25 protein-coding genes and 1 riboswitch are annotated in these 24,058 nt (G+C 54.7%); of the genes, 8 read left to right on the top strand and 17 right to left on the bottom strand.

The features are described from left to right. The first annotated feature begins 6 nt into the window (after positions 1 to 6). Complete coding sequence (locus SIB80_RS11760; RefSeq protein WP_063419564.1) at positions 7 to 1,227, top strand: aldo/keto reductase; 1,221 nt, start codon at positions 7 to 9, stop codon at positions 1,225 to 1,227. On the opposite strand, the gene rsmG is transcribed toward SIB80_RS11760, so the two are convergent. Continuing rightward, positions 1,224 to 1,967, bottom strand: coding sequence for a 16S rRNA (guanine(527)-N(7))-methyltransferase RsmG (rsmG, locus tag SIB80_RS11755; protein ID WP_063419563.1), 744 nt, complete (start codon positions 1,965 to 1,967; stop codon positions 1,224 to 1,226). The genes SIB80_RS11760 and rsmG overlap by 4 nt on opposite strands. Here rsmG and SIB80_RS11750 point away from each other — a divergent pair. Together SIB80_RS11750 and SIB80_RS11745 are read left to right on the top strand one after the other, a co-directional pair. After that, positions 1,966 to 2,598, top strand: a complete 633-nt coding sequence (locus tag SIB80_RS11750) for a J domain-containing protein (protein WP_063419562.1) — start codon at positions 1,966 to 1,968, stop codon at positions 2,596 to 2,598. The genes rsmG and SIB80_RS11750 overlap by 2 nt on opposite strands. Further along, a complete protein-coding gene (locus SIB80_RS11745; protein WP_370520977.1) occupies positions 2,570 to 2,806 on the top strand; it encodes a DUF3143 domain-containing protein in 237 nt (78 codons plus the stop codon). The genes SIB80_RS11750 and SIB80_RS11745 overlap by 29 nt, the downstream gene beginning before the upstream one ends. Positions 2,807 to 2,840: 34 nt before the next feature. Here the strand turns inward: SIB80_RS11745 and bioA are convergent, their stop codons facing one another. The 6 genes from bioA to SIB80_RS11715 form a co-directional block, all read right to left on the bottom strand. Continuing rightward, positions 2,841 to 4,169, bottom strand: a complete 1,329-nt coding sequence (bioA, locus tag SIB80_RS11740; protein WP_063419560.1) for an adenosylmethionine--8-amino-7-oxononanoate transaminase — start codon at positions 4,167 to 4,169, stop codon at positions 2,841 to 2,843. A gap of 460 nt (positions 4,170 to 4,629) precedes the next feature. Then, positions 4,630 to 4,785, bottom strand: coding sequence for a hypothetical protein (locus SIB80_RS11735; protein WP_169190010.1), 156 nt, complete (start codon positions 4,783 to 4,785; stop codon positions 4,630 to 4,632). Then, positions 4,782 to 5,480, bottom strand: a complete 699-nt coding sequence (gene bioD / locus SIB80_RS11730) for a dethiobiotin synthase (protein ID WP_236066010.1) — start codon at positions 5,478 to 5,480, stop codon at positions 4,782 to 4,784. Before bioD ends, SIB80_RS11735 begins: the two co-directional genes overlap by 4 nt. Beyond that, positions 5,447 to 6,202, bottom strand: coding sequence for a methyltransferase domain-containing protein (locus SIB80_RS11725; protein WP_063419601.1), 756 nt, complete (start codon positions 6,200 to 6,202; stop codon positions 5,447 to 5,449). Before SIB80_RS11725 ends, bioD begins: the two co-directional genes overlap by 34 nt. Then, complete coding sequence (locus tag SIB80_RS11720; protein WP_063419558.1) at positions 6,199 to 6,915, bottom strand: alpha/beta hydrolase; 717 nt, start codon at positions 6,913 to 6,915, stop codon at positions 6,199 to 6,201. Before SIB80_RS11720 ends, SIB80_RS11725 begins: the two co-directional genes overlap by 4 nt. Then, positions 6,912 to 8,054 (bottom strand): aminotransferase class I/II-fold pyridoxal phosphate-dependent enzyme, encoded by a 1,143-nt coding sequence (locus tag SIB80_RS11715; protein ID WP_063419557.1) that lies wholly within the window; start codon positions 8,052 to 8,054, stop codon positions 6,912 to 6,914. Before SIB80_RS11715 ends, SIB80_RS11720 begins: the two co-directional genes overlap by 4 nt. A gap of 131 nt (positions 8,055 to 8,185) precedes the next feature. Between SIB80_RS11715 and SIB80_RS11710 the strand changes: the two genes are divergently transcribed. Further along, the gene (locus SIB80_RS11710) at positions 8,186 to 10,960 is read left to right on the top strand and encodes a DEAD/DEAH box helicase (protein ID WP_063419556.1); all 2,775 of its coding nucleotides are present in this window, start codon (positions 8,186 to 8,188) and stop codon (positions 10,958 to 10,960) included. A gap of 23 nt (positions 10,961 to 10,983) precedes the next feature. On the opposite strand, the gene SIB80_RS11705 is transcribed toward SIB80_RS11710, so the two are convergent. The 4 genes from SIB80_RS11705 to SIB80_RS11690 form a co-directional block, all read right to left on the bottom strand. Next, entirely contained in the window at positions 10,984 to 12,339 is a 1,356-nt protein-coding gene (locus SIB80_RS11705; protein WP_236066009.1) for an MFS transporter, read from the bottom strand. Positions 12,340 to 12,346: 7 nt separating this feature from the next. Next, positions 12,347 to 13,744 carry a class II fumarate hydratase gene (gene fumC / locus SIB80_RS11700; protein WP_063419555.1) on the bottom strand — a complete coding sequence of 466 codons (1,398 nt, stop codon included), beginning with the start codon at positions 13,742 to 13,744 and terminating at the stop codon, positions 12,347 to 12,349. A gap of 158 nt (positions 13,745 to 13,902) precedes the next feature. After that, positions 13,903 to 15,198 (bottom strand): adenylosuccinate lyase, encoded by a 1,296-nt coding sequence (gene purB, locus SIB80_RS11695; protein WP_063415905.1) that lies wholly within the window; start codon positions 15,196 to 15,198, stop codon positions 13,903 to 13,905. 45 nt (positions 15,199 to 15,243) lie between these two features. After that, complete coding sequence (locus tag SIB80_RS11690; RefSeq protein ID WP_205909697.1) at positions 15,244 to 15,588, bottom strand: hypothetical protein; 345 nt, start codon at positions 15,586 to 15,588, stop codon at positions 15,244 to 15,246. Between the two features lie 18 nt (positions 15,589 to 15,606). Between SIB80_RS11690 and SIB80_RS11685 the strand changes: the two genes are divergently transcribed. Further along, positions 15,607 to 16,410, top strand: a complete 804-nt coding sequence (locus SIB80_RS11685) for a TlyA family RNA methyltransferase (RefSeq protein ID WP_063403566.1) — start codon at positions 15,607 to 15,609, stop codon at positions 16,408 to 16,410. Here the strand turns inward: SIB80_RS11685 and SIB80_RS11680 are convergent. From SIB80_RS11680 to SIB80_RS11670, 3 genes are all read right to left on the bottom strand, one after another. Beyond that, the gene (locus tag SIB80_RS11680) at positions 16,407 to 16,745 is read right to left on the bottom strand and encodes a P-II family nitrogen regulator (protein WP_011130849.1); all 339 of its coding nucleotides are present in this window, start codon (positions 16,743 to 16,745) and stop codon (positions 16,407 to 16,409) included. The genes SIB80_RS11685 and SIB80_RS11680 overlap by 4 nt on opposite strands. Before the next feature lie 40 nt (positions 16,746 to 16,785). After that, positions 16,786 to 17,013 (bottom strand): hypothetical protein, encoded by a 228-nt coding sequence (locus SIB80_RS11675; protein WP_041384564.1) that lies wholly within the window; start codon positions 17,011 to 17,013, stop codon positions 16,786 to 16,788. A 69-nt stretch (positions 17,014 to 17,082) separates the two neighbouring features. Then, positions 17,083 to 17,301 carry a DUF4278 domain-containing protein gene (locus tag SIB80_RS11670; RefSeq protein WP_074160138.1) on the bottom strand — a complete coding sequence of 73 codons (219 nt, stop codon included), beginning with the start codon at positions 17,299 to 17,301 and terminating at the stop codon, positions 17,083 to 17,085. A gap of 62 nt (positions 17,302 to 17,363) precedes the next feature. Next, a riboswitch (Glutamine riboswitch) is annotated at positions 17,364 to 17,439 on the bottom strand. Positions 17,440 to 17,637: 198 nt separating this feature from the next. Here SIB80_RS11670 and queF point away from each other — a divergent pair. Beyond that, on the top strand, positions 17,638 to 18,045 hold the full coding sequence (queF, locus tag SIB80_RS11665; RefSeq protein ID WP_063419553.1) for a preQ(1) synthase: 408 nt from the start codon (positions 17,638 to 17,640) through the stop codon (positions 18,043 to 18,045). Between the two features lie 614 nt (positions 18,046 to 18,659). On the opposite strand, the gene SIB80_RS11660 is transcribed toward queF, so the two are convergent. From SIB80_RS11660 to SIB80_RS11650, 3 genes are all read right to left on the bottom strand, one after another. Continuing rightward, positions 18,660 to 19,952: a cytochrome c biogenesis protein ResB gene (locus tag SIB80_RS11660; protein ID WP_063419552.1), complete on the bottom strand. Its 1,293-nt coding sequence runs from the start codon at positions 19,950 to 19,952 to the stop codon at positions 18,660 to 18,662. 4 nt (positions 19,953 to 19,956) lie between these two features. Then, on the bottom strand, positions 19,957 to 20,625 hold the full coding sequence (locus SIB80_RS11655) for a cytochrome c biogenesis CcdA family protein (RefSeq protein WP_205909685.1): 669 nt from the start codon (positions 20,623 to 20,625) through the stop codon (positions 19,957 to 19,959). A gap of 87 nt (positions 20,626 to 20,712) precedes the next feature. After that, positions 20,713 to 21,960 carry an FtsW/RodA/SpoVE family cell cycle protein gene (locus tag SIB80_RS11650; RefSeq protein ID WP_063419551.1) on the bottom strand — a complete coding sequence of 416 codons (1,248 nt, stop codon included), beginning with the start codon at positions 21,958 to 21,960 and terminating at the stop codon, positions 20,713 to 20,715. A gap of 286 nt (positions 21,961 to 22,246) precedes the next feature. Here SIB80_RS11650 and SIB80_RS11645 point away from each other — a divergent pair, with 286 nt between their 5' ends. Together SIB80_RS11645 and SIB80_RS11640 are read left to right on the top strand one after the other, a co-directional pair. Then, complete coding sequence (locus SIB80_RS11645; RefSeq protein WP_063419550.1) at positions 22,247 to 23,470, top strand: class I SAM-dependent methyltransferase; 1,224 nt, start codon at positions 22,247 to 22,249, stop codon at positions 23,468 to 23,470. Beyond that, a complete protein-coding gene (locus SIB80_RS11640; RefSeq protein ID WP_011130841.1) occupies positions 23,467 to 23,985 on the top strand; it encodes a H+-transporting ATP synthase in 519 nt (172 codons plus the stop codon). Before SIB80_RS11645 ends, SIB80_RS11640 begins: the two co-directional genes overlap by 4 nt. Positions 23,986 to 24,058 lie beyond the last annotated feature (73 nt).

Genomic DNA, 24,058 nt, shown 5'->3' with positions numbered 1-24,058 from the left:
GAGTTAATGAAGGCGTCTTTGGAGCAGAGCCCTCTGCCTTGCCGCCGCTTTGGCCGCACCGGTTTATCAATGCCTGTGTTGTCTTTAGGGGGGATGCGCTTTCAGCAGAGCTGGACAGATTTGGAGGCGGAGGTCATTACCTCTGAGTCGCAGCAACTGCTGCAGGACATTTTGGAGCGAGCGGTGGCCTGTGGCTTTCATCATGTGGAGACGGCACGCCATTACGGCAGCTCTGAGCGGCAGTTGGGATGGGCGCTGCGTGATGTTTTGGATCCACAGCGGCTGTTGCAGAGCAAAGTTCCTCCTCGTGAGGATCCCAAAGTCTTTGAGGCTGAGTTGGCACTCAGCTTTGAAAGATTGGGATGTGAACGATTGGATCTAGTTGCCATCCATGGCCTCAACCTTTCGGAGCATCTGGAGCAGACCTTGCGACCAGGAGGTTGCATGGATGTGTTGCGTCGTTGGCAGGGTGATGGACGCATCGGCCATGTGGGTTTTTCCACCCATGGCCCCACAGACCTAATCGTGCAGGCGATCGAGACGGATGCCTTTGATTATGTGAACCTGCACTGGTATTTCATTTATCAAGACAATGATCCTGCACTGGATGCAGCTGCTCGTCATGACCTAGGCGTTTTCATCATTAGCCCTACAGATAAGGGTGGCCATCTGCATAGTCCCTCGTCTCAACTTCTGGAACTCTGTGCTCCTCTTCATCCAATTGTTTTCAACGATCTCTTTTGCTTGAAAGACCCAAGGGTTCATACGATCAGCGTTGGCGCAGCGCGACCCAGTGATCTCGATCGGCATCTCGAGGCGGTGGATCTCTTGCAGAGTGCCGCTGAGTTGCTGCCACCAGTTCAGCAGCGACTCGTTGATGCGGCACAGTTGGCTTTAGGTGAGGCTTGGTGGACCAGTTGGCAGAGGGGCTTGCCGCCTTGGCAGGAGGTTCCAGGCGAGATCAATCTTCCAATTTTGCTTTGGCTTCACAATCTTGTAGAGGCTTGGGGAATGGAGGGTTATGCAAAAGCCCGCTACGGCTTACTTGGCAGTGGTGGTCACTGGTTCCCTGGAGCGAATGCCGAAGCACTAGATGTAGATGTGAGTGAGGCGGCTCTCAGGGAGGTGTTGGTGAACAGCCCTTGGTGTGATCAGATCCCAGGCTTGCTGCGTAGGTTGCGCAGCCGTCTTGGTGGTCATCCTCAGCAGCGATTGACCAGTGTTTAAGACCCGAGCGGGTTCTTGGCAGGTACACCGATTGGACGTGGAAATGTTGTTGGGCAGGGGAGCGTTGCGCGCAGGCGTAATTGGTGACGCACCCCGCGATTGCCAGGAAGTTCGCGACGTTCCATCATGATCAGATCGGCTTTTAGCAATTTGAGAGTTTTGGCGAGAGCATTTGCATCGTTGGGGCTCCAATGGCCACGAAAAAGCAGGGCTTCACCGCTTGGCTTGAGAAGGGGGACGAGGTATTCGGCGACAACCGGTGCTGTGCTAACAGCGCGAGCCATCGCGAGATCAAACAAGCCGCGGCAGCAGGGATCCTGCCCGGTGAGTTCTGCCCGTTCGCTACGTACCGTGACGCGTGATGTTAGCCCTAGCTTTGCCGCCATTGCATTGAGGGCAGCTGTCTTGCGGCCTATCGAATCCACCAAGGTGATCCTTGCGCCTGGTAGTGCGATGGCTAGCACCAGACCGGGGAAGCCACCGCCGCTGCCGATATCGATGCAACGACGTGGTTGTTGGGCGTTCTGCAATTCGCTCTGTAGAGGCCAGAGGCTGTCGAACACCTGCATAATCCAGTAGTCACCACCTTCGACCAGGCGGGTGAGGTTGACCCGGGCATTCCATTGGCGCAGGAGGGCTTGTAGGGCGATCATTTGCTCCAGTTGTTCACTGGAGGGATGCCATCCAAGGGCATTCCAGAGCTCCGGGCCTGGGTTGCTAAAGCAGGCCTGATTTGACATGGGCAATCAGAACATAGTTCTCTCTAGGATGGAATTGTTCACGGGGAAAGGAGATGATGTTCTGCGAGTTGCCGATCAACTTCTGGTTTTGACTCTTGCGAAGAGCCATTACGAGCGTCTGGGAGTTGCACGCTCTGCAGATGTTGAAACCATTCATCTAGCCTTCCGCCGTCGCAGTAAGGTTCTGCATCCGGATACGGCTCCGCTTCCTGCTGAACAGGCTGCTAAGCAGTTTCAGTTGTTGTGTGAGGCTTATGAGCTTCTCACCGACCCGGTGCGACGTCAGGAGTATGACGCCAGCCTGATAGCAGAAGGGTTGTTGGCTGTGAGCTCCAGTGTTGGCAGTGATGCGCTGCCTTCAAGGTCTTCTAGTGCTACGAAGGGGGTTGGCGTGCGCCGTCCTCTTTCCGGGGGGGAGTGGTTTTCTCTGCTTCTTCTGGGAATGACTTTAATGTTCAGCTTGCTGATTGGATTTGGAGTGGCTTGGGCTCATGGACGTGAGCTGCAAGTTTGGCCTAGTTGGCTCAATAGTGAACAGACTGCTGGCAGGATTTCAATAACAGGTGCCATCAATGTCGTCGTTGCCTCCCGAACAGACGCCTTTGGATCGCCATTCCCTCGGTTCTCTTGAGAGTTGGCTGCAGCGGCTAGGTGCTGAGCGCAGTTGTGAGGATCCCTGTCGATGGATTTGGCTCATGCCTGAATGGTCAGCTGAGATCGTTTTGGAGCAGGAAGAATTGAGGGTTGCCTGGGAGCAAGGTGGCCAGCGCAGTCAGTGCTGTTTCCCTTATGGTCTGCCCCGCTCCGATGTGGAGGCTGCTCTTTCGGAAGGCCCTTAAGAACGATGGTGTTGCTTCTGTTGAGCGCTTGAACTCAGAGGGCTTCTAAGCCTAAATGGATGGCTGCATAGCATTGCTCAAGCTGAGCGTCATTGAGGCAGAGCGGAGGCAGCAGATAAACGACCTGACCTAGAGGCCGCAGGAAGACACCATTGTTGATGGCTTGTTGTTTGACGATTCGTCCTGCTGGATTGAGGTAGCCATAGGTTCCGTCGATCGCGAGGTCGAAGGCGGCGATGGTGCCGGTCAGTCTTGGTTGCTGCACCTTTGGATGTTCAGCTAGGGCTTCGAGATGAGGTCGATGCCTAGCCTCAAAGTTGTCGTAGCTTTCTGGGTTGGCCTCCAGTAGATCGAGGCTTGCGTTTGCGGCTGCGCAACCTAGGGGATTAGCAGTGAAGCTATGACCGTGCCAGAGGGTGAGAGATGGATCATCTCCTAAGAAGGCCTCAAACACCTCTTCGCGGGCCATGGTGACGCCCATGGGCAAAAATCCCCCGGTGAGTCCTTTCGATAAAGCGATCAAATCGGGAGCAAGCCCTGCACGCTTGAAGGCGAATAGGGCTCCACAGCGTCCGAAACCAGTCAGAACCTCATCAGCAATCAGCAAGGCTCCCGCAGCACGTACGCGTTGCTCGACTCTTTGTAGGAATTCCGCTCGCACCATGGCCATGCCGCCTGCTCCTTGGACTAATGGCTCCAAGATGACTGCTGCTGTTGGGGTTTGAAGGCATCGTTCCAGTTCAGTTAGAGCAATCCGTTCACGTGTTTCAACCTCTTCATCGCCCCACCAAGTAGCGGGCCAGGGCACCCGTGCTACTGGAAACAACATCTCCTCAAAGGGGGCACTGAATAGGTTGCGCTCCCCCACTGCCATCGCCCCGAACGTGTCGCCGTGGTAGGCCCCGTTGAAGGCGATGAGTTGTTGCCGAGGCTCGCCGCGGTTGTGCCAGAACTGACAAGCGACCTTGAGCGCAACCTCCACGGCGGTAGAGCCGTTGTCGGAGAAAAACAGGCGTTGAAGGCCTGTTATGGCACTGAGGCGCGCTGCCAGTTGTTCTGCCTGGGGATGAATGAAGTCAGCAAAGATCACCTGCTCCAGTTGCTGTGCCTGGGTTGCGATGGCAGCGGCGATGTTGGGATTGGCATGGCCATGAAGGGTGACCCACCAGCTGCTGATTGCATCAATCAGGGGAGGTGCACCATCCAGCATCAACAGCGCTCCATCTGCCGCGATCACACGTTGCGGTGGTGATGCCGATGCGATCTGAGTGAAGGGAGGCCAGAGATGGGGATGCCAGTTGTTGGCGTTTGGGGCGGCTAGTGGATCGAAGCAATCCATGATCCGATGGGATTGTGTTGCCATCTTGGATCGTGATGTTGCGGCCTGAACCGATCACGATCGCTCTTTGCAATCCTTTGGCTGGAAGTATTGCTTGGTGATTGCACCACCATTTGCACTTTGAGGGTTTTGATATGGTTTGCAAGTGCTTTTAATTAAGTGATGAAATCCTTGTTGTCAAAGTGGTGCTTTGAGTTGTATTAAGCTATTGCAAGGCGTTCCTCAAGCTTCTTTTTAATGATGTCTTGAAAGGCATTTGAGCCGTTCTGCTGTAGATGATTGTGATTCACTTTGTAGTTGATCTATTCTGCTGATTTGGTTTTATTGCTTTTGGGACACGTTTGTAGATGTGCTGACTGAGCAAGAAGGAATGCTGAATTCGCTAAGGCTTGTCGTTGTTGTTGCAGAGAGATTTGCGTTTGAATTCAATTCATCCATCCTTTTGACCTGCTTCAGGTTGTTGCATGGATGAGATGGGCGTGATTCATCGGCAGGCCTCGCTTTGTTGTTCCCCCTGTGTAGCGAGGGGGCCGCAGTTGATCCAGCGCACCATGCCGACTTCAATGTCGGTGAATAGCACAAGGATTCCTCCACAGAGAAGAACAGCTCCAACTGAGGCCCATGACTGACGCTTGTTCATTGAACTTGACTCCAGGATTTCAGTAGCCGTTTGAAGGTAAGGCTCAGATCTTGCAGATGCCACTGCTCTGCGAGTGTTGCTGCGGTGAGATTGGGTAAGTGAGGCAACTGAGCGATGACTGGAACACCACCAAATTGTTCCAGAGTTTTTGGATTGTCTGGGTGGGGTGGACCATTGAGAACCAAACCTAAGACCTTCAGATTGCGCAAGCGCAGTGCTTCAAGGCTGAGCAGGGTGTGGTTGAGGGTACCCAGGCCACTGCGTGCAACGAGGATTAGCGGCAGTTGCCAACGTTCGAGTTGATCGAGTTGTAGCCATTGACGGTTGAGTGGCACCATTAGGCCGCCAGCGGTTTCTATCACCACAGGACCAGATACAGCAGGCAATACAAGTTGATCGGGGTTGATGCAGCAGTTCTCTTGTTCTGCGGCCCAGTGGGGTGATACTGCGGCCTGGAGGTTATAGACCTCTGGGTGCCAACGTTCGGCGGGAAGATTAAGGAGTCGACAAACCCTATTGCGGTCTCCACCGTCTTCCTCTAGGCCGCTCTGTATTGGCTTCCAGTAGGTGGCAACTAATCCTTGCACTAGCAATGCACTCACCACGGTCTTGCCAACGTTGGTGTCTGTGCCGCAGACGATTAGAGGAGTCGTTGCCTCAGTCATCGCTGGATTAAAAGCAGTTGGATCAGCCATGTGAGTTGTGCATCTCCACTTTTCTGGCAACGTGGCCAGGCTTGTTTGAGATGGCGCCAGTTGCCAACCCCCATGGTTGGGCAAGGGCTGGCCTGGGCACCAATTTGGCGCATTGGTTTCAAGAGCTGAAAGACTTCAGGACTCTGTTGGGTGAACTGGTGTAGCTGTTGATGGCGGATGTTATTGCTGGACAGCACATCAAGCAATGACGCTTGGGAGGGGAATGGCAGAGCTGTGCAGCTCACGCCTGCTGTTGCTGCTGCTTGGTGCCATTGGGGGAAGCTTCCTTCGACTGGCAGAGCCAATGCCAGCCAGCCTTCAGGAGTGAGAGCGGCCATCCATTCATGTAGTCGTTCTAAAGGGTTAATCAGCCAGTGAAGGGCAAAACTCGAGGCCAGCAAAATAGGTAGTTGGGGCCATGAGGGAACGCCCAGATTGAGATCCCACAGCAATGTTTGGCTGGAGTGGTGATGATGTTTCAGCATCTCGGGACAGCCATCCACGCGGAGGACAGCTTGCTGGGGATTGCAGGCCTCCAGAGCATCTGCCATTAGGCCTGTACCTGAACCGAGGTCTACCCAGAACCCTGCTGGAATGGGCTGCCGAGCACACTGTCTGGCGAGCCTCCAGGCAACGGCACGTTGTAATTGCGCCTGGCTGTTGTAAGTGGTTGCAGCTTGCTCAAAGTTGCTCAACACTTGTTTTGACCAGCGATTGCTCAAGGGGCTGACTCCAGCCACTTGTGCACGCGTTCAATGAGTCCGGGTATCAGCAAGGCATGCCCCGCTTCAGGCAAGATCCAATGGCAAGGGGGGCTTTGTAGATGGTTGAGCAGGGCTTCTTTCAAGGCGATTCGTGCAGCGGGGGCCACGATTGCGTCTTGCGCCGCTTCCACCAACAGCACCCTGGCCTTGGCAGAAAGTCCTGCTGGTAAACCATCAGTTTTGATGAGTAACTCGAGATCAGCCTGCAGTTGCTTGCGGCCGTTTGCTGAGAGGCCTTGCTGGATGGGTCCCGCTGGCAAGGCGCTAACGGGCATTGGCTGGGCGGCCCTCGCCAGGAAAGTTTGGAGCATGGCGCTTTCAGTTGCTGTGCCGAGGCGTTCTTGCATGCCCTTTAGGCCAGTGCGTAGGGCCCGGTTTGCTGGCCCTTTGGGCAAGAAACCCCCGAAGCTTGCCAGTAGCACCAGATCGGTGGCCTGCGCAAGCACTTCGCTGGCGAGTAGGTGTGGGCCTAAAGAATGGCCAACCACCACCCGCCTTTGTTCTGGTTGTGGTTCAGGGGCGTTATGCCATTGGGGTTGAAGCGGTGGCAGTGTTGCGTAGCCCTGTTCTTGGCTTTGCCACAACCAGCCATGGGCTTGAAAATGGCGGGCCCAAAGCTGCCAGGTGTTGCTATCGCCACACCATCCGTGCATGGCGATTACCTCTTTCATCCAGTTTCAAGGGCGCTCATCAGCCGTTCCAATGTCTCATCGGGTAGCCCCCTGCGCAGCACAAGCCGAAGGCGCGCCGTGCCTTCTGGAACAGTGGGAGGACGGATGGCCACGCTAAGGAGGCCGGCTTCCTCGAGTTGACTTTGGCGATTCAGAGCTTGTTGGTCGGAACCGATCACCACAGAGAGGATGGGTCCATATCCAGGCGGGCGAGCCCATCCTCTAGCTGTCAATTGACCACGCCATTGCTCGGCACGCTCTTGCAGTTGCTTGCCCCATTGAGGGTGAGATTGGATCAGGTTTAGGGCAGTGAGAGCTGCCGCTGCTAAAGGCGGTGCCAGTGCTGTGGTGTAACGAAAGGCGCCACTGGTTTGCAGAAGGTGATCGCCCATGGCGCAATCACCAGCCAAGAAGGCACCACCGCTACCGAATGCTTTGCCGAAGGTGCCGCTGATGATTGAAACTGGTGCAGAGAGCCCATGGCAAAGACCTCGCCCTTGAGGACCGATGACACCCAGGGCATGGGCTTCATCCACGAGCAGCCTGGCACCATGCACTTCGCAGAGCTCGGCCATTGTTGAGAGCGGTGGACTGGTCCCCTCCATGCTGAATAGGCTTTCGGTGACTACAAGCGGCCGTTGATGCGGTTGATGATGCCGGCAGAGCTTGAGGCGCCGCTCAAGGTCTGCCAGGTCGTTGTGGCCATAACGCTGCAGCCTGGCGCCACTTGCTTTGACACCCATCAATAGAGAATGGTGAGCTAGGCGATCAGCCAGTACTGGGGTATTGCGGTTGGCCAGTGCGATCACTGCGGCCAGGTTTGCTTGGAACCCGCTTGGGAAAAGTAAGACCCGCTCGCGACCTAGCCAGTCGGCGAGGGCTTCTTCCAGCGCAACATGCACTGGCCGGCTACCAGTGACTAGCCTGGATCCACCTGCTCCAACACCTTCTGAATGCAAGGCCGCTCCGGCGGCTTCGATCAGATCAGGATGCCGACATAGGCCTAGGTAATCGTTGCTTGCCAGATCTAGTAGAGGTTTTGATTTCCCCTGAGGTGACACTGGTTTGAGCTCAGCTGGCCCTGGCCCTGGCCGCCAGGTGCGCAGCTGGCGGCGACGTGCTGTGGGCTGGCTTTGCATGGGTCCAGTCTGCAAGCCCTGCGCAGTTCAGGATGGCTTCTTTGGCTTGATTTTGCCTTTTTGGCATGCTGGCTGGTGTCAATGCCAACGATTGCCAGAAGTGGATTGCAGGGCTCTTTAGGATTGAAATCATGAGTTCAGTGGCGCACGTCACGACTGCTTCCGACGTCGCCAAGCTTGAACTGGATCCATTCGCGATCTTTTCTTTTCCGCTGGATGAATTCCAGCTTGAGGCTATTGCCGCACTGAATCATGGACATTCTGTGGTTGTTAGTGCTCCTACGGGATCCGGTAAGACATTGGTGGGCGAATATGCCATCCATAGGGCGATTGCCCATGGGCAGAAGGTTTTTTACACCACGCCTCTGAAGGCTCTTTCAAATCAGAAGTTGCGCGATTTCCGTGAACAGTTTGGTTCGCAGAACGTGGGGCTGATGACCGGTGATCTGAGCGTTAATCGTGAGGCTTCGATTGTGGTGATGACCACCGAGATCTTCCGCAACATGCTTTATGCGGAAGCAGACCAGGCTGACGATCCGTTGGCTGACGTGGAAGCCGTGGTGCTCGATGAGTGCCATTACATGAATGATTCTCAACGGGGCACGGTTTGGGAAGAGTCGATCATTCACTGTCCAGCATCTGTGCAATTGGTGGCGCTTTCTGCAACGGTGGCCAATGCTGGACAGCTCACCGACTGGATCGAGCGGGTGCATGGCCCTACACAGTTGGTGTTCAGCGATTATCGGCCTGTACCACTGCAGTTCAGCTTCTGCAGTGCTAAGGGATTGCATCCTTTGCTCAACGATGCGGGCACAGGACTTCATCCCAACAGCAAGGTGTGGCGTGCTCCTAAGGGGCACAAGCGCAAGGGGCGTTCCCCTAAGCCCCCTCAGCCAGAACCACCGCCCATCAGATTTGTAATTGCGCAGATGGCGGAGCGCGAAATGTTGCCGGCGATTTATTTCATCTTCAGCCGTCGTGGCTGTGATAAATCCGTTAAGGATCTTGGCTCTCAGTGTCTGGTCTCACCGACTCAGCAAGAGCAGATTCGCCAGCGTCTTCGAACCTATAGCGAGACCAATCCAGAGGCTGTTCGTGATGGCATCCATGCTGATGCCCTGCTGCGGGGCATTGCTGCTCATCATGCTGGTGTGCTGCCTGCGTGGAAGGAACTGATTGAGGAGTTGTTTCAGCAGGGGCTTGTGAAGGTGGTGTTTGCTACTGAAACACTTGCGGCAGGGATCAACATGCCGGCACGTAGCACTGTGATTTCAGCGTTGTCGAAGCGCACTGAGCGTGGCCACCGACCACTGATGGGCAGTGAATTTTTACAGATGGCGGGCCGTGCCGGGCGGCGCGGGTTGGATTCTCAGGGTTATGTGGTCACAGTGCAAAGTCGTTTCGAGGGCGTGCGTGAGGCAGGCCAGCTGGCCACCAGCCCAGCAGATCCTCTTGTGAGTCAGTTCACCCCTAGCTACGGCATGGTATTGAACTTGTTGCAGCGCCATGACCTCAAGAAGGCAAGGGAACTTGTAGAACGCAGTTTTGGTCGCTATTTAGCCAGCCTGGATTTGGTGTACGAGGAGGAATCGCTGGAACAACTGCGGCTACAGCTGGGGCAACTGCAGGGAGTTGCTGGTGATGTTCCCTGGCAAGACTTTGAGGATTATGAAAAGCGACGCAGTCGATTGCGTGAGGAGCGGCGTTTGTTGCGGATTTTGCAGCAACAGGCTGAGGAGACCTTGGCCAATGAGCTCACCCTGGCTTTGCAGTTTGCCAGTGTTGGCACGTTGGTGAGCCTGAAGGCTCCCCAGTTGCGGGGACGTGTCACTCCAGCTGTGATCGTCGACAAGCTTGAGGGCCCAGGTCAGTTTCCACTTCTGCTTTGCCTAACCGATGAGAACGTTTGGCTACTGCTGCCCTGTCCGGCGGTTGTCAGTCTGCATGCGGAATTGAGCTGCTTGCAAGTGACTGAAATGAATGAGCCGGATCTGCAGCGCTCTGGTGAACTTCGCCATGGGGATCAGCACAGTGGAAGCCTTGCTCTTGCTGTCGCCCATATGGCCAAGCGTCACGACATGACGACTCCCCAGTACGACCTGGCCGGTGAGGTGTTGGCCCAGGCGCAGCGTGTTCGTGGTCTTGAGGAAGAGTTAGAGCAGCAACCGGCTCATCGTTGGGGGGATCGCAAACAGCTCAAGAAACATCGCCGTCGTATGGAGGAGCTTGAGCTTGAGATCTGCGAACGTCAGCAGTTGCTGCACCAGAGGGCCAACCGTCATTGGGAGACCTTTTTGAGTTTGATCGAGATCTTGCAGCACTTTGGTTGTCTTGATGATTTGGAACCCACGGAGATTGGACGCACTGTGGCGGCGATGCGGGGCGACAACGAACTTTGGCTGGGTCTTTCATTGATGAGTGGCCATTTGGATGACTTGCACCCTGCCAATCTGGCGGCGGTGTTCGAGGCGATCAGCACGGAGGTCAATCGTCCTGATCTTTGGAGTGGCTACCCACCACCGGCGAGTGCGGAGGAGGCCCTCCATGATCTAGCAGGTATTCGCCGAGAGCTCTTGCGGGCACAGGAGCGCTGCCAAGTGGTTGTTCCCGCTTGGTGGGAGCCTGAGCTGATGGGTTTGGTCGATGCCTGGGCCCGTGGTACAGCCTGGAGTGATCTGATTGCTAATACGTCACTGGATGAGGGCGATGTCGTGCGGATCCTCCGCCGCACGGTGGACCTGCTCGCACAGGTGCCTTACTGCGAGGCGATCAGTGAGCAGTTGCGTCGTAATGCACGTTTGGCACTGAAAGCGATCAATCGCTTCCCTGTGTGTGAGGCAGAGGATCTGTTAAATGCGGCTGCAGTTGACGAAGAACTCAATCCTGCTACAGAGCGGGTGGCTTGATCAGGCGAGTTCTGGTTGGTTAGTTAGTGGGCGATGACAAATTTCTCCTTGCGCGGTTTCGTATCTTTTACGCAGAGGGAGAGCCCTGTTGATATGAACATCAGCACCACAACGAGACCATAGCCTTGGAGCTCCTGGCCCGGGGATGGGACCAAGCCCTTAGCAACCCCTACTTGAGCAAGGAAGCCAACAGCGGGCTGAATGAAGACTGGCAGCACCATGACAACGAAGTTCACGAAAGCTAGTTTGACCGCACGGTTATGACGTTTTGCCACGTCGGCCGTCATCACGAAAGCCAGCAGCTGGGAACCTGTTGTCAATCCGAGCGCGATCATCAACATCGCGGTCAACCAAAGCGGGGCTGAGTTCGTCAAGGCAATCGCAACGGCGATCACGGACGACAAGATTGCTCCAGTGACAAAAAGAATCTTGCGGCGCTTCAAGCGATCGGATAAGTGCCCAGTTGCAATTCCTCCGGCGGCGAAACCAATGAAGATGAGAGTGGTGAGCAAACTCGATAGCCGTGTCGACAAACCTGAGTGGATGTGCAGGAAGGTCACTCCCCAAAGATCGCCAATCACTGAGATCGGGAGATATAAACCTGCTGCGGCGAGAGAAAGACACCAGATATTCCGGTCGCGCATGATTTCCTTGATCAGACTCGCGAGTGGCTGCGGACTCTTTGGATCAAACCCGTCTTCTCGCATCAACTCCACGAACCAATTGGGGCGCTTGGGTAGGAGTTTCCACAGCATGAGAGCGATGATCAGACCCGCCCCTGTACAAACCAGCAAAGGGACGCGCCAACCCCATGACTTCGTCAGAATCAGAAGTGGGTATTGAGCGAAAGATGCGCCCAGAGTGCCCATCGCTACGGTTAAACCCGGGACCATCCCATGGCGTTTTGGCGGGAACCAGATCATGGCGAGATAGATGACGCCGAGATAAGCAACTGAACTGCCCAATCCCTGCATCAAGCGCCCTAGTCCCAGCACCACCACATTGTTGGTGCTGGCAAAGAGCAGACAACCCAGGGCTACGACAAGTGCCGCTGGGACAACGACGGCACGGACTCCGAAGCGATCGAGAAGGCGGCCTACAAGAAGCTGTGAAGGAGCGTATGCGAGAAAATACATTCCCATGGCGAGACCAAACTCTCCTTGGCTCGAGCCGGTGACTCGCATCAATTCGGGTTGTAGGACGCCCGGTGCGACTCGTGCGAAGAACTCGTAGAGATAGAAAAGGGAGCAAACTAGAAAGAGCATCCAGGGTCGCCAACCCCGGCGGGCGCGCTGGGCTTGACCATGAAGATTGCTGATTCGTTGCTGTGCGGAACTCTGGCTCTGGATGCTTCTTGATTCGCCAGAATTTGATGTCATCGGGGGGTCACAGCCGAGCAGATGTCATCAATGCCGGATTAACAATGCGATCGAAGTCTTCTTTGCTCACATAGCCGAGTTTTAGTGCTGCTTCACGCAGGCTGAATCCCTTCTCATGGGCGAGGTGGGCAATCTCACTGGCTTTGTCGTAACCGATTTCTGGGGCTAAAGCTGTCACTAGCATCAGCGATTGCTCTAGATCATGCTGGATCTTGATTCGGTTTGGTTCAATCCCTTGCACCATTGCCAGCCGGTAATTGCGGCAGGCGTCATGTAGCAATTCAATGCTGTGAAGCAGGTTGAAGCCAATCAGGGGTTTGTAGACGTTCATTTGGAGATGACCACTCCCACCTGCCATGGTCACGGCTGAATCAAGCCCGATGACCTGTAAACAGACCATGGCCATGGCCTCGCATTGAGAGGGGTTGACTTTCCCAGGCATGATCGAGCTTCCCGGCTCATTCTCAGGTAGATGCAGCTCTGCCAGGCCGGCCCTTGGGCCACAGGCCAGTAGGCGCAGATCATTGGAGATCTTGAAAAGGGCAACCGCCAACATGCGCAACTGAGCCATTGCATTCACTAACCCGTCATGGCTCGCCATCACGGCGAACTTGTTTTTCGCTGAGCTGAATGGCAGGCCTGTGATGCTGGCAAGTTGCGCAGCTGTTTCTTGACCGAAGCGAGCTGGGGCGTTGAGGCCAGTCCCCACGGCGGTGCCTCCAAGCGGCAGGGGGTAGAGCTCTATCAGGCTTGACTGAATACGACTATGGGCTGAGGCAATTTGATCCCGCCACGCAGAGGCCTCCTGACCAAGGGTGAGAGGTACGGCATCCTGTAGATGAGTGCGACCGATTTTGATGATGTCACTCCAGGCATCGCTTTTTCGGGCAAAGGCTGCGATCAATCGCTCCAGTTCAGGCAGCAAGTTTTTGGTGATCCCCTGGACTGCGGCGATATGTATAGCTGTAGGGAAGGCGTCATTGGTGGACTGGGATCGATTGACATGATCGTTTGGATGCACCGGCCTATGGCTACCTAGGGGTTCGTCGTTTGCCTGAGACGCCAGGTTGCTAATCACCTCGTTGACATTCATGTTTGTGTGGGTACCGCTACCGGTTTGCCACACCCTCAGTGGAAACTGATCGTCGTGAAGACCGGATGCAACAGCAGAGGCGGCCTTGATAATTTGATCCCGCTGGACTTCATCGAGCACACCCAGGCGACAGTTCACGCTGGCGGCAGCCTGTTTGATCAATGCCAAGGCATGGATTAGTTCGACTGGCATGCGGTCTGTGCTGATGGCGAAGTTAAGGAGCGATCGCTGGGTTTGTGCACCCCAGAGAACCCCAGCGGGCACCTCAACAGTGCCCATGCTGTCGTGTTCGATACGCATCAGGTCAGCCATCAAGTTGTCGGCAAGGGGTAGAAGCAGATCACATTGACCTTCACTGGATTTGTGGGGTTTGAGAGCGCGTTAGAACCCATTCAATGATGGTAAAAAGTCTGGCGAGACTTAAACGACTCAAATCATTCCAATCGGTTTAGACGTCCAGAACATCGGATTCAGAGTCCGAGCCGTTGCCAGATCACGTCCAGGTTGGCTTGGTGTAGCTCTGTGCTGAAGCATTCGGCTAGCGCCTTGGCATTGAGAAGGGTCGATACTTCAGGGTCGGCCTCAAGATTGGCGCGGAAGTTACCCCCTTCGGTATTCCACGCAGCATGGGCGTTGCGCTGGACAACACTGTAGGCATCTTCTCTGCTCATGCCGTTCTCAACAAGCGCCAATAGCACCCGCTGACTGAACACCACGCCGCCATAGATATTCATGTTGCGACGCATGTTTGCTGGGTAGATACCAAGGCCCTGCACGACTTGGGTCATCTCTCGCAACATGAAGTGGAGTGTGACGGAGCAATCCGGCAGCATCATTCGCTCAGTGGAGCTGTGACTGATATCACGCTCATGCCAGAGGGCCACGTTTTCGAGTGCTGCGACGACATAGCTGCGTAGGACCCTTGCAAGACCACTAATCCGCTCAGCCCGAATCGGGTTGCGTTTATGTGGCATCGCCGAACTTCCCTTTTGTCCTTTAGCAAAGCTCTCCTCCACTTCCAGTACATCGGTTCGCTGCAAGTTGCGGATCTCTGTCGCGAATCGATCTAGAGACGCCCCCACTAATGCCAGGGTCTGTACATAGTCCGCATGACGATCGCGAGAGATGACCTGGGTACTAGCGGTGTCTGGGATGAGGCAAAGGCGCTCGCATGTGAGCTGCTCAACCTTTGGATCGGTATTGGCGTAGGTGCCCATGGCGCCACTGATCTGGCCTACAGCCACATCCCTCTCCAGCCTTTCCAGTCGCTCGGCATTGCGCATTGTTTCTGCTAGCCAACCGGCCAGTTTGAAACCGAAGGTGATGGGTTCGCCATGGATGGCATGGGAGCGGCCGATCATGACTGTGCCCTTGTGCTCCACTGCCAAGCTGCGGATCGCCTCTTGAAGGCTGCCCAGTTCTTGTTGTAGCAATGCCACAGAGTTTTTTAACTGCAGGGCCAGACCCGTATCCAGCACATCGCTGCTGGTCATGCCGACGTGGATGTAGCGGCCGGCATCCCCTACGTGTTCATTAACGTTGGTCAGGAAGGCGATGACGTCGTGGCGAACCTCTGCCTCAATCTCCAAGATGCGCTGTGGTTCGAAGGTTGCGCGTTCACGAATCTGCTGCATTTCAGCCGCTGGGATCTTCCCCAGTTGACAGTTGGCCTCACAAGCGGCGATCTCTACATCTAGCCAGCTTTGATACTTGGCCCTGTCGGTCCAAATCTCGCCCATTTCGGGCAGTGTGTAGCGCTCGATCAAGGGCTCACAGATGGGCGGTTGATTCTTGAACTTAAGTCTTTGGATTCAGGCTGACTTGAGTCGGCGGTGTTCAACTTCCCAATGAACATGTTGCCCCCAGGCCTGTTGCCGTACCCAGCAACGGCCACCTTTGCATTGGATCAATTGGAATGGCGGTAGATCGTTGGGTTGATTTTCAAGGGTCACAAAGCTGCCCGGCGGAAGTAGCTCCAGCACTGTGGCGAGTTGCTTTTGAGGAACAACATGGTGATTGCTGCGGCTTTGGTACCGATTGAGAGCTATGGGTTGTGGAGGTTGGCCTTGAGACACGTCCTTGCGGGCGAGTTGCGGTGATCTTCTCGGAAGCTTTCGCTTTTTGCGGTAGTTAAGAGGTTTTTGTTTCGTTTTCAAGTCTGCTTTTATGACGAAATGTCCCACAAACAGCGTCTTGATCTGCAGCTGCTGATGAAGGGCTTGGCGAGTTCTCGCCATCAGGCTCAGCAGCTGATCCGCGCCGGCAAGGTGCGAGATGGTAATGGCCAGCTGCTTGATAAGCCTGGTCATGAGGTGTCACAGGAGCTTGAGCTTCAGGTGGAGCAGCCACCGAGATTCGTGTCTCGTGGCGGGGAAAAGTTGCTGGGCGCTCTGCGGGAGTTTCCTCTCAATGTTGAGGGAAGAGTGTGCCTGGATGGCGGCATCTCGACAGGAGGTTTCACCGATTGCCTGTTGCAGCATGGTGCCGCTCGGGTTTATGGAATCGATGTGGGCTATGGCCAGACGGCCTGGGATTTGCGCAACGACCCTCGTGTGGTGCTCAGAGAGCGCACCAACCTGCGCACCCTCAGCCCTGATCAGCTCTACGGGGCTGAGGAGCCTTTGCCGAGCCTTGCTGTTGCTGATCTTGCCTTCATCTCCTTGCGGCTTGTGCTGCCTGCCATCAAGAAACTACTTAAGCCAGACCACTCGGAGGCAGTGCTGCTGGTGAAGCCCCAGTTTGAGGTTGGGCGTGAGCGGGTGGGTAAAGGTGGAGTGGTCAGGGATGCCTTGGCCCATGTGGATGCCTTGAAGAGCGTGATCGATACATCAAGGTCTTTGGGTTGGTGGCCCAAGGGACTTATCGCCTCTCCGATCACTGGGCCAGCGGGTAATCATGAATACCTGCTCTGGCTGGGGGACGAGACCCTCGTAGATCTTCCAGTTCTTGAAAGACTTGTGGCTCAGACGTTGGCCTAGAGGGCCTTGCTGTCACGCTCGCCGGTACGGATACGTACTACGGAATCCACTGGAGAGATGAAAATCTTGCCGTCACCGATTTCGCCTGTTTTGGCAGCTTCTGCAATGGCGTTCACGACAGCTTCCACCTTGTCGTCGTCGACGACTACTTCGACCTTTAACTTCTGCAGGAATTCAACCGTGAATTCCGAGCCCCGATAGCGCTCAACTTGGCCTTTCTGGCGTCCGAAGCCTCTCACTTCACTCACAGTCATGCCGATGATCTCGGCATTGACTAATGCAAGCTTGACGTCCTCAAGCTTGAAGGGACGGACAATCGCCTCGACTTTCTTCATGACGGCTTGATGTTGCTCGTTCAGAGATAAAGGAAGTGTGTCAGAAACGGCCTGGAACTGATAGGGCAGATAGATGCCCGAGGCTCATTCCTGCGTTCTTTGCATCCTGGGAAAGGGCTTCCGCGTCCAATTGAGGAAGTCTGACTTGGCTTGAAGCAAGCGCATCCCAGTGGGCATCTTCAAAATGGGTCTGTAGCCAGAGCATTCCGTGGATGCTGGCAGGGCGGATCTGGATGCTGTCACCAGTACCGATTAACCAGATGTCCATGAACTGGGCCCGTGAGTGAACCCATTAGGGCTTTTTCAACGGGCCTGGGTTGTTGCTGTTGTTACCGATTTAGCTGTTGCAGCTTGTTGCGGCGTCATTTTGGCGGTGATGGTAGACCTGGCCGCGATAATTGAGTTCCACCTCGGTATCAGCAGGTCGTGCGTCATGCTTGAGGGGAGCCTCATAGCGCTGTCCGCGGTAGACATGCTTCACGGCGCTGTTACTGGGCTGCTCGTGGTCAGCAGTCTTGTAGGTGACGCCGCGATAGGTGCGTTCTTGAGTGGTCATGGGATGAGCCTCGAAGGGATGGGGTTTCTTGCCTTGATGGCAGAGGTGCCGCTTCGTGGAAAGGAGCGTTGCTTCGCCTTGCGGAGGGCTACTTCCGGCTGATGGATCAACGACGATGCGATGACCTAGCTCAACGTTTTGTCCTTCAATTCCTTTTTACAGCGATCACGCTGTTCATAGTGAACATTTTCGACTTTGTCATCTGAAGAGTTTCTTAAATTGGGGCTTTGATGAGCGTTGCTGCGGCTTGCGTTGACTCCGAAGCAGACTCTTTCTCCTCTAAGACCGAGCTAGGAGTAGAGATCTAGGGTCCGTTTTAGGCATCGTTCCATCCCCGTGAGCAGTACTCAAGCGCAGGCATCTAAAACCCTCTATGGCGAACGGGTGATTGCAGAGGGTGAGCTGATCTGCTTTGACAATCCGAGGCCAGAGCGGCCCTATGAGATCTCAATTGAGTTGCCTGAGTTCACCTGTCAATGTCCGTTCTCTGGGTATCCCGACTTTGCTGTGCTACGTCTGCTTTATCAGCCAGGCCCGAGAGTGATTGAGCTCAAAGCGATCAAGCTCTATGTGAATAGCTATCGGAATTGCACGATTTCACATGAGGAGGCCGCAAACAAGATCCTTGATGATTTGGTTGTCGCCTGTAATCCGGTCTGGATGCAATTAGAAGCAGATTTCAATCCGCGCGGCAATGTGCATACGGTGGTGCGGGTTAGCCATGGCAGTCGTCAGCCCTGCTAGTCACTTAAGCAATAGATGTGGCTGGTTTTATGCCCAGTTAGATTGATAGCGTAATTTTGCTAAAGAGTCTTATGGCTTGATGATGGCGAGCAAGCCACTTACACCTCGTCAAAATGATGCTGGCAGTACAATTAATACTGATCCAAGTGTTTCAGGCGAAAATGCTTATTGCATTCTTATTGCATTGAAGATTGCTATGTAAATCATGCCACTATAGAACACTCAGGCGGCAGAATAACTATTCTCAAGCATTAGCAATCCCTTGTTGATCAATGACGGTGCAATTAATAACGACTACAATGCAGAACTTCATAATATTTGCACCTTGAATCACTATGGTGATGGTAGGAAAGGTAATAATGGATTGACAGAAAATAAGATTGGTGCGGAGGCACTTTTGAAGGTAAGAGTGTGATTTGAAAATCATCAACCAAGAAGAATGCTCCTTTAAGGCATGCTTAAAGAAAGGGTAAGGCCAAGATTTAAATTGTTTTGGAATAACCATTTAAATGAAAACGTTTTATACTAATCTAGGTTTATTTGGCTTTCCCTGTGCTGGTTGATCTAAGGTCAGAGAATTAAAAAAATATTGGCAATATTGTAAATATAGATTCTTATTGCTGTGGTACTGCTGCTGCAAGCAGGCTGGGCAGCTCATTAGCGAAGCCGGTCAGATTGCGGTTGCAGAGACCGCCAACGTGTAGGCATTCATTCTCAGAGTCGCCTACCGCCCAGAGTTGGCGAGTGGCAATCATGCTCAGCCCCCCACCCACCAGGGTGATCAAGAAACCGATGTAGACCAGAGGCACGCCCGGATCGCGCTTGAGAAGCAGGCCGCTGGCGGGTAGAACATCGACGACGCGGATTGGTATTCCCTTCACTTCTGCCGTTGGACCTGCTGGTCGCAGGCTGGCCAATCGCTCACCGGTGGCATCGAACACTTGTACTGGCCCTGCTTCGCTGGTGAGGCTCAGAAGGACTGGCTCGCTGCCATCAGGGTTGGTTGGTAGTACGAGCCCCCAGACCTGTTCACCAAGCTCTGGGAAAGTGCGCAGAGGCAGCTGCAGCTGAGGGCTGCGGCCAAGTTGCAGTGTGATGGCAGCTAGAGACCAGTCTGCTTGATAGACAGTTAAGCCATGGAAGCGCAGTGGATGGTTGACACTGACTTCGTGCAGCTTGGCAGTGTCTTGACCAGGCTCAAGCAGCTCTAGTTGTGAGCGAAACTGTTCGGGTCGACCCGCTGGGTCTCTTTCAATTCCAAAGTTTGTCAGGGTGAGTTTGAGATGGCTGTTCCCATCACGGTTTAACAAGTCGAGGGAACGCCCCGGGGCGAGGAATTGTTCCAAACGATTTCCACCCAAGGACCCCCAGACGGCACCTAGCATCAGCAGCACTAGGCCCAGATGCACAAGCATTGGACCTGCTCGGCCGATAATCCCGCGCCGCGCGGCAAGCCTGCCAGGCTTTTGTTGAACTTGCCATCCCTGTTGATGGAGATGGGCGGCCAGTTTGTCGATACTTTCGTTTTTTGGTGGGCTTGCGATCGTTTCGGCGATGGCCAGTTTGCTTAATTGACGCGGCTCCTGGTAGTCGACCCATTGCAGAGCTGCTTGCAGGGCAGGCCATTGTCTTCGCCAGCTGCAGAGGATCAGTGCAAGCCCAAGCCAGGCCAACAGCGCTAAAAACCAGCTGCTGGTGTAAACGTGATCCAACTGCAGGCGCAGAATCATCGAACCGTTGACAAAGCCCAGCCAGGGTTTGTCGCTATAGCCTTCCAGGTAGCTCTCTCGGAGTTCTCCCTGGGGTATCGCAGTACCTAGGGCACTTGAGAGTGCGATAACGAAGAGCAAACCTATGGCTATTCGCAGGTCGGAGATCCAGGCAAGAAGGCGTTTAAATGTGGCCATAGGTTCAGTTCCAGCGGGCCAACAGAGTGAGAACGCCCGTCGTGAGTAGAACGGCTCCGCTCATGGGGGGGATCCAGCGGCCTAATGGTCGCAGTGCCAGTAATTTCGGCAGGATGGCAGCTGCGCTTCCTGCTAGTAGCAGTGGTAGGACCTGCCCAATGCCAAAGCAGGTGAGTAGCACGATTCCTACCAAAGGTTGACCACTCTGGGCGATCCATCCCAGTAGTACAGCCAGCACAGGTGTCGTACAGGGGGAGGCGGCTAGGCCGAAGGCCAACCCGGCGGCCACTGGTGCAAGTGGAGCTGGAACGCGTTGCCGCCAAAGATCTGGATCTGGTCCTGCAGGCAGGGGCAGTTTTAGGAGGCCTAGCAGATTCAGTCCCATGACTACCGCCAGCAGTGCTACCAAGGTGGGCACCACTCCAGGCACCTGGCCGTAAATCCGTCCGATCAGACCACTAAGGCTGCCAAGCAGTACCAGGGAACCCACAATGCCGCCACAGAATGCGATGCTGCGGCGCCAGGGGGCCTGATTGCTATCAAAACCTGCCAGATAGGCCAGGGTGACGGGTAATAGGGAAAGGGAGCAGGGGCCTAGGCTGGTTAGAAAGCCGGCAGCAAAAACGAGGGCCAGGGTGAGCGGACCTTGATTGCTTAACCCGTGGCTGAGCATTTGCTCACCGTTGCGGGCTAGATCTGAGAGAACCAGGTCCAGTGCAGGGATGGGTAGAGCCGGTTCAGCCGGATCAAATTACGGTATTTACCCTATCGACTGACGTCGCTGTCGAGGGGATCTGCCACCAAGGAGCCCTGTTGATTCAAGAGAACAACGGATCAAAAGACCGGCAATCATGACGCTTGAGAGCAGTGAATTGCCTCCATAACTCACCATTGGCAAGGGCAAGCCGGTTGTGGGCATCACGCCGGAGGCCACGGCCACATTGATCACGGCTTGACCCACCAGGATCGTTGTGCAGCCGATAGCCACCAATCGCGACTGGTTGGTTCTGCAACTCAGAGCTACCCGTAGGCCGAGGAAAGCAACCAACATCAGGAAGAGCAACATCATCACCGAGCCCACGAAACCAAATTCCTCGGCAAAAACGGCATAAATGAAATCAGTGCTTTGTATGGGCAGGTATTGCAGTTTTTGGGTGGAGAGGCCGAAGCCCTCGCCAAACCACCCCCCGGAGCCGATTGCAAGCAGGCTTTGTACGAGCTGGTAACCACTCCCTTGTGGGTCTTGCCATGGGTCGAGGAAGGAGATCACTCGTATGCGCTGATACTCATTGATCAGAATGCTGGTTGTGCCAAGCAGGCCGCCTGCCATGGCGGTTGCCAGCAAAGTGCGCAACCTCAGACCAGCGGCCAGTGCCATCAGCCATAACAACATGCCCGTCAGTGCGGCAGTGCTGAGGTTGGGCTGTTTGAGAATCAGTAGAAGTAGGGCCCCGAAGATGCCAAGCCAGAGCAATTTCTCATCTGATCTGATGCGCTGCCAGTGGGCAAACAGGTTGGCGGCTTGCAGCACCACAAAGGGTTTGACTAGTTCTGATGGCTGGATCTGGAGAGGGCCGATTACTAACCAGCGACTGGCCCCATTGACGGTGCTACCGATGACTAGGGTCGCTGCGACGAGGAAGCAACTGAGCCAGAGGGCTGGTCCTGCAAGTTTTAGCCAACGGCGCAGACTGGTAGAGACAGCCAGGCCAAGCAGGCTCCAGCTGGCAGCCATCCATATCAGTTGTCGTTTGAGGTAATAAGCACCTTCTCCCATTTCTCGAGTGGCTACCCACCAGCTAGCTGAGCCAAGCACCATCAGCCCTGCCAGGCTCCAGAAGGCAAAAAGGGTAAGTAGTAAACGGCCTTCAGAGGGCCAGAGGGCCCAGGGGAGGGGGAGACGTTTTTGCCAGAAAGACAACTGATCGCTTCCATCATTACGGCTAAGCCGTAATGCCCCTTGCCGTTGTTTTTGACTCCGGCGGGATAGGACGGAGGAGCTGCTCAAGAGGGGAGGTCTTAGTCAAGTTGACCTATTGAGACGTGTTAATAGCACTTTGCCAAGTCTTAATTGACAACAAAAAAACTGCTTAAAACATTATTGGAAAAAAGAAGTTCAAGGGCATTCAGGAGATGTCATAGGTTCGATTTTTGATCTTCACAATCTTCTTTCTAGAAACGAGTTTGATTTTGTCGATTCAGCTTTCTTCGCTTTGGGATATGGCTGTAGGGGATGTCCTGACTCTCCTCGGGGGAGGCCATGAAATGCTCGCGTTGTTGCCAGCTCCCTTTCGATGTCCTCTGCTGCTCAGCCGTGCGATGAGGCCACACCTGTTGTCAGTGCTTTTTATGACCGCTTCCCTTACCCAGGAGATCCTTTGCAGGACGGGCCGCCGCCTGGATACAACTGGCGTTGGTGTGTGGATATGGCCTATGCGGTCTGTACCGGTTCTGTTGTCCGAAAATGTGCTGGTAGTGAGCCTCTAAAAATCCTTGATGCCGGATGCGGTACGGGTGTTAGTACCGATTACCTAGCCCATCTTAATCCCGGCGCGGAGCTCCTGGCTGTGGACATTTCCCGCGGCGCGCTGGAGGTGGCTCGAGAGCGTTTGCAGCGTTCCGGAGGCAACGATCAGGCGCATGTTCGTATCGAGAACCAAAGCTTGCTCGAGCTTGAAGATGAGGGGCAATTTGACTACATCAATTCCGTTGGTGCGCTTCACCACTTGCGACAGCCGGAAGCTGGACTCAAATCTCTGGCATCCCGTTTAAAGCCAGGGGCTTTGCTGCACCTTTTCCTTTATGCCGAAGCTGGTCGATGGGAAATTCATCGCATTCAGCGGTTTCTTTCGTCCCTGGGAGTGGGCACTGATGAGCAGGGCCTGAGATTGGCCCGGCAGCTGTTTGCAATCTTGCCTGAGAACAACCGCCTCAGGCTTAATCATGAACAGCGCTGGGCTATCGACTGCGTAGCAGACGTGAACTTTGCAGATATGTATCTCCATCCCCAGGAGACGAGTTACAACCTTGAACGACTTTTTGCTTTTGTCGCTTCAGCTGATTTGGAGTTTGTGGGTTTTTCTAATCCCAAGGTTTGGGATCCAGTAAGGCTGTTGCAGGGTGAATTGCTTGAGATGGCTTTGGCGTTACCGCAGCGTCAGCAATGGCAACTGATGGAACAGCTAGATCCAGACATCAGTCATTTCGAGTTCTTCCTCTCCACGGGGCCACAGGCCTCCCTGGGTTGGACAGATGATAAGGAGTTGCTTGCTGCTACGGGAAAGCTTTCTATCTGTCTCTGGGGCTGGCCTGGCCAGTCTTTGCTGGATTTCGAGATGGCTCCTCTAGAGCTAAGTGTTGAGCAAGTTGAGTTGCTTAAGGCAATCGAGGCGGCGCCTGATACAGCTCTCGGATGTTTGCCGCTTGGCTGGGATTCGAAGCGGATCAGCTCTTTGGCCAGGGATTTGCAACGGCGGCAGGTGCTCTTGCTTTCGCCTGGAAATGTTGCATCTACATGATAGATTCCGCGGGCCTTTATCCAAGAGCCTCGGCGCCCTTGCTGGCATCCCCGCTGCTCCAGCCTGAAATTGACCCTCCAAAGGAGGGACAGGGTGGACTGGAAACAGCTGTGGAGGCTAGCCCTAACACTGAGCTCTCTATGGATCCTGAGTTGTCAGCTGTGGTTTCTACGGCTTCATCTGACGACTATGCGCAGCTACAGCGGCGCTACATACTGGCAACGTTGACCGTCTCCGCTTTTGCGGTGGCCGTCACCGCACTTTTCTTCGATCTTCACATCGCTAGCAGTGTGCTAGTCGGTGCTTTGTCTGGAGTTCTCTACCTGCGACTTTTAGCTCGCAGCGTTGGCAAGCTCGGCAACGGATCGAAGAGTGTGAGCAAGTTTCAGCTTCTCGTTCCCGTTTTGCTTGTACTTGCGGTTTCTCGTTTGCCTCAGCTTGAGCTTCTGCCGGCCCTGCTCGGTTTTCTGCTCTATAAGCCCGCCATGATCCTGCAGGTTTTGCTTGAGTCATGAACTTGAACCAAACCTGGATCAACTGAATTGCCGGTTTGCCGGCTTCTCCTCAAACCGTCGTTTTCTCGACACC

This window comes from Prochlorococcus sp. MIT 1327 (assembly GCF_047304785.1).
In the GTDB taxonomy this organism is placed as follows: domain Bacteria; phylum Cyanobacteriota; class Cyanobacteriia; order PCC-6307; family Cyanobiaceae; genus Prochlorococcus; species Prochlorococcus marinus_D.
The sequence above is the reverse complement of the archived record's forward strand: the minus strand, read 5'-3'. Positions and strand labels throughout refer to the sequence as shown.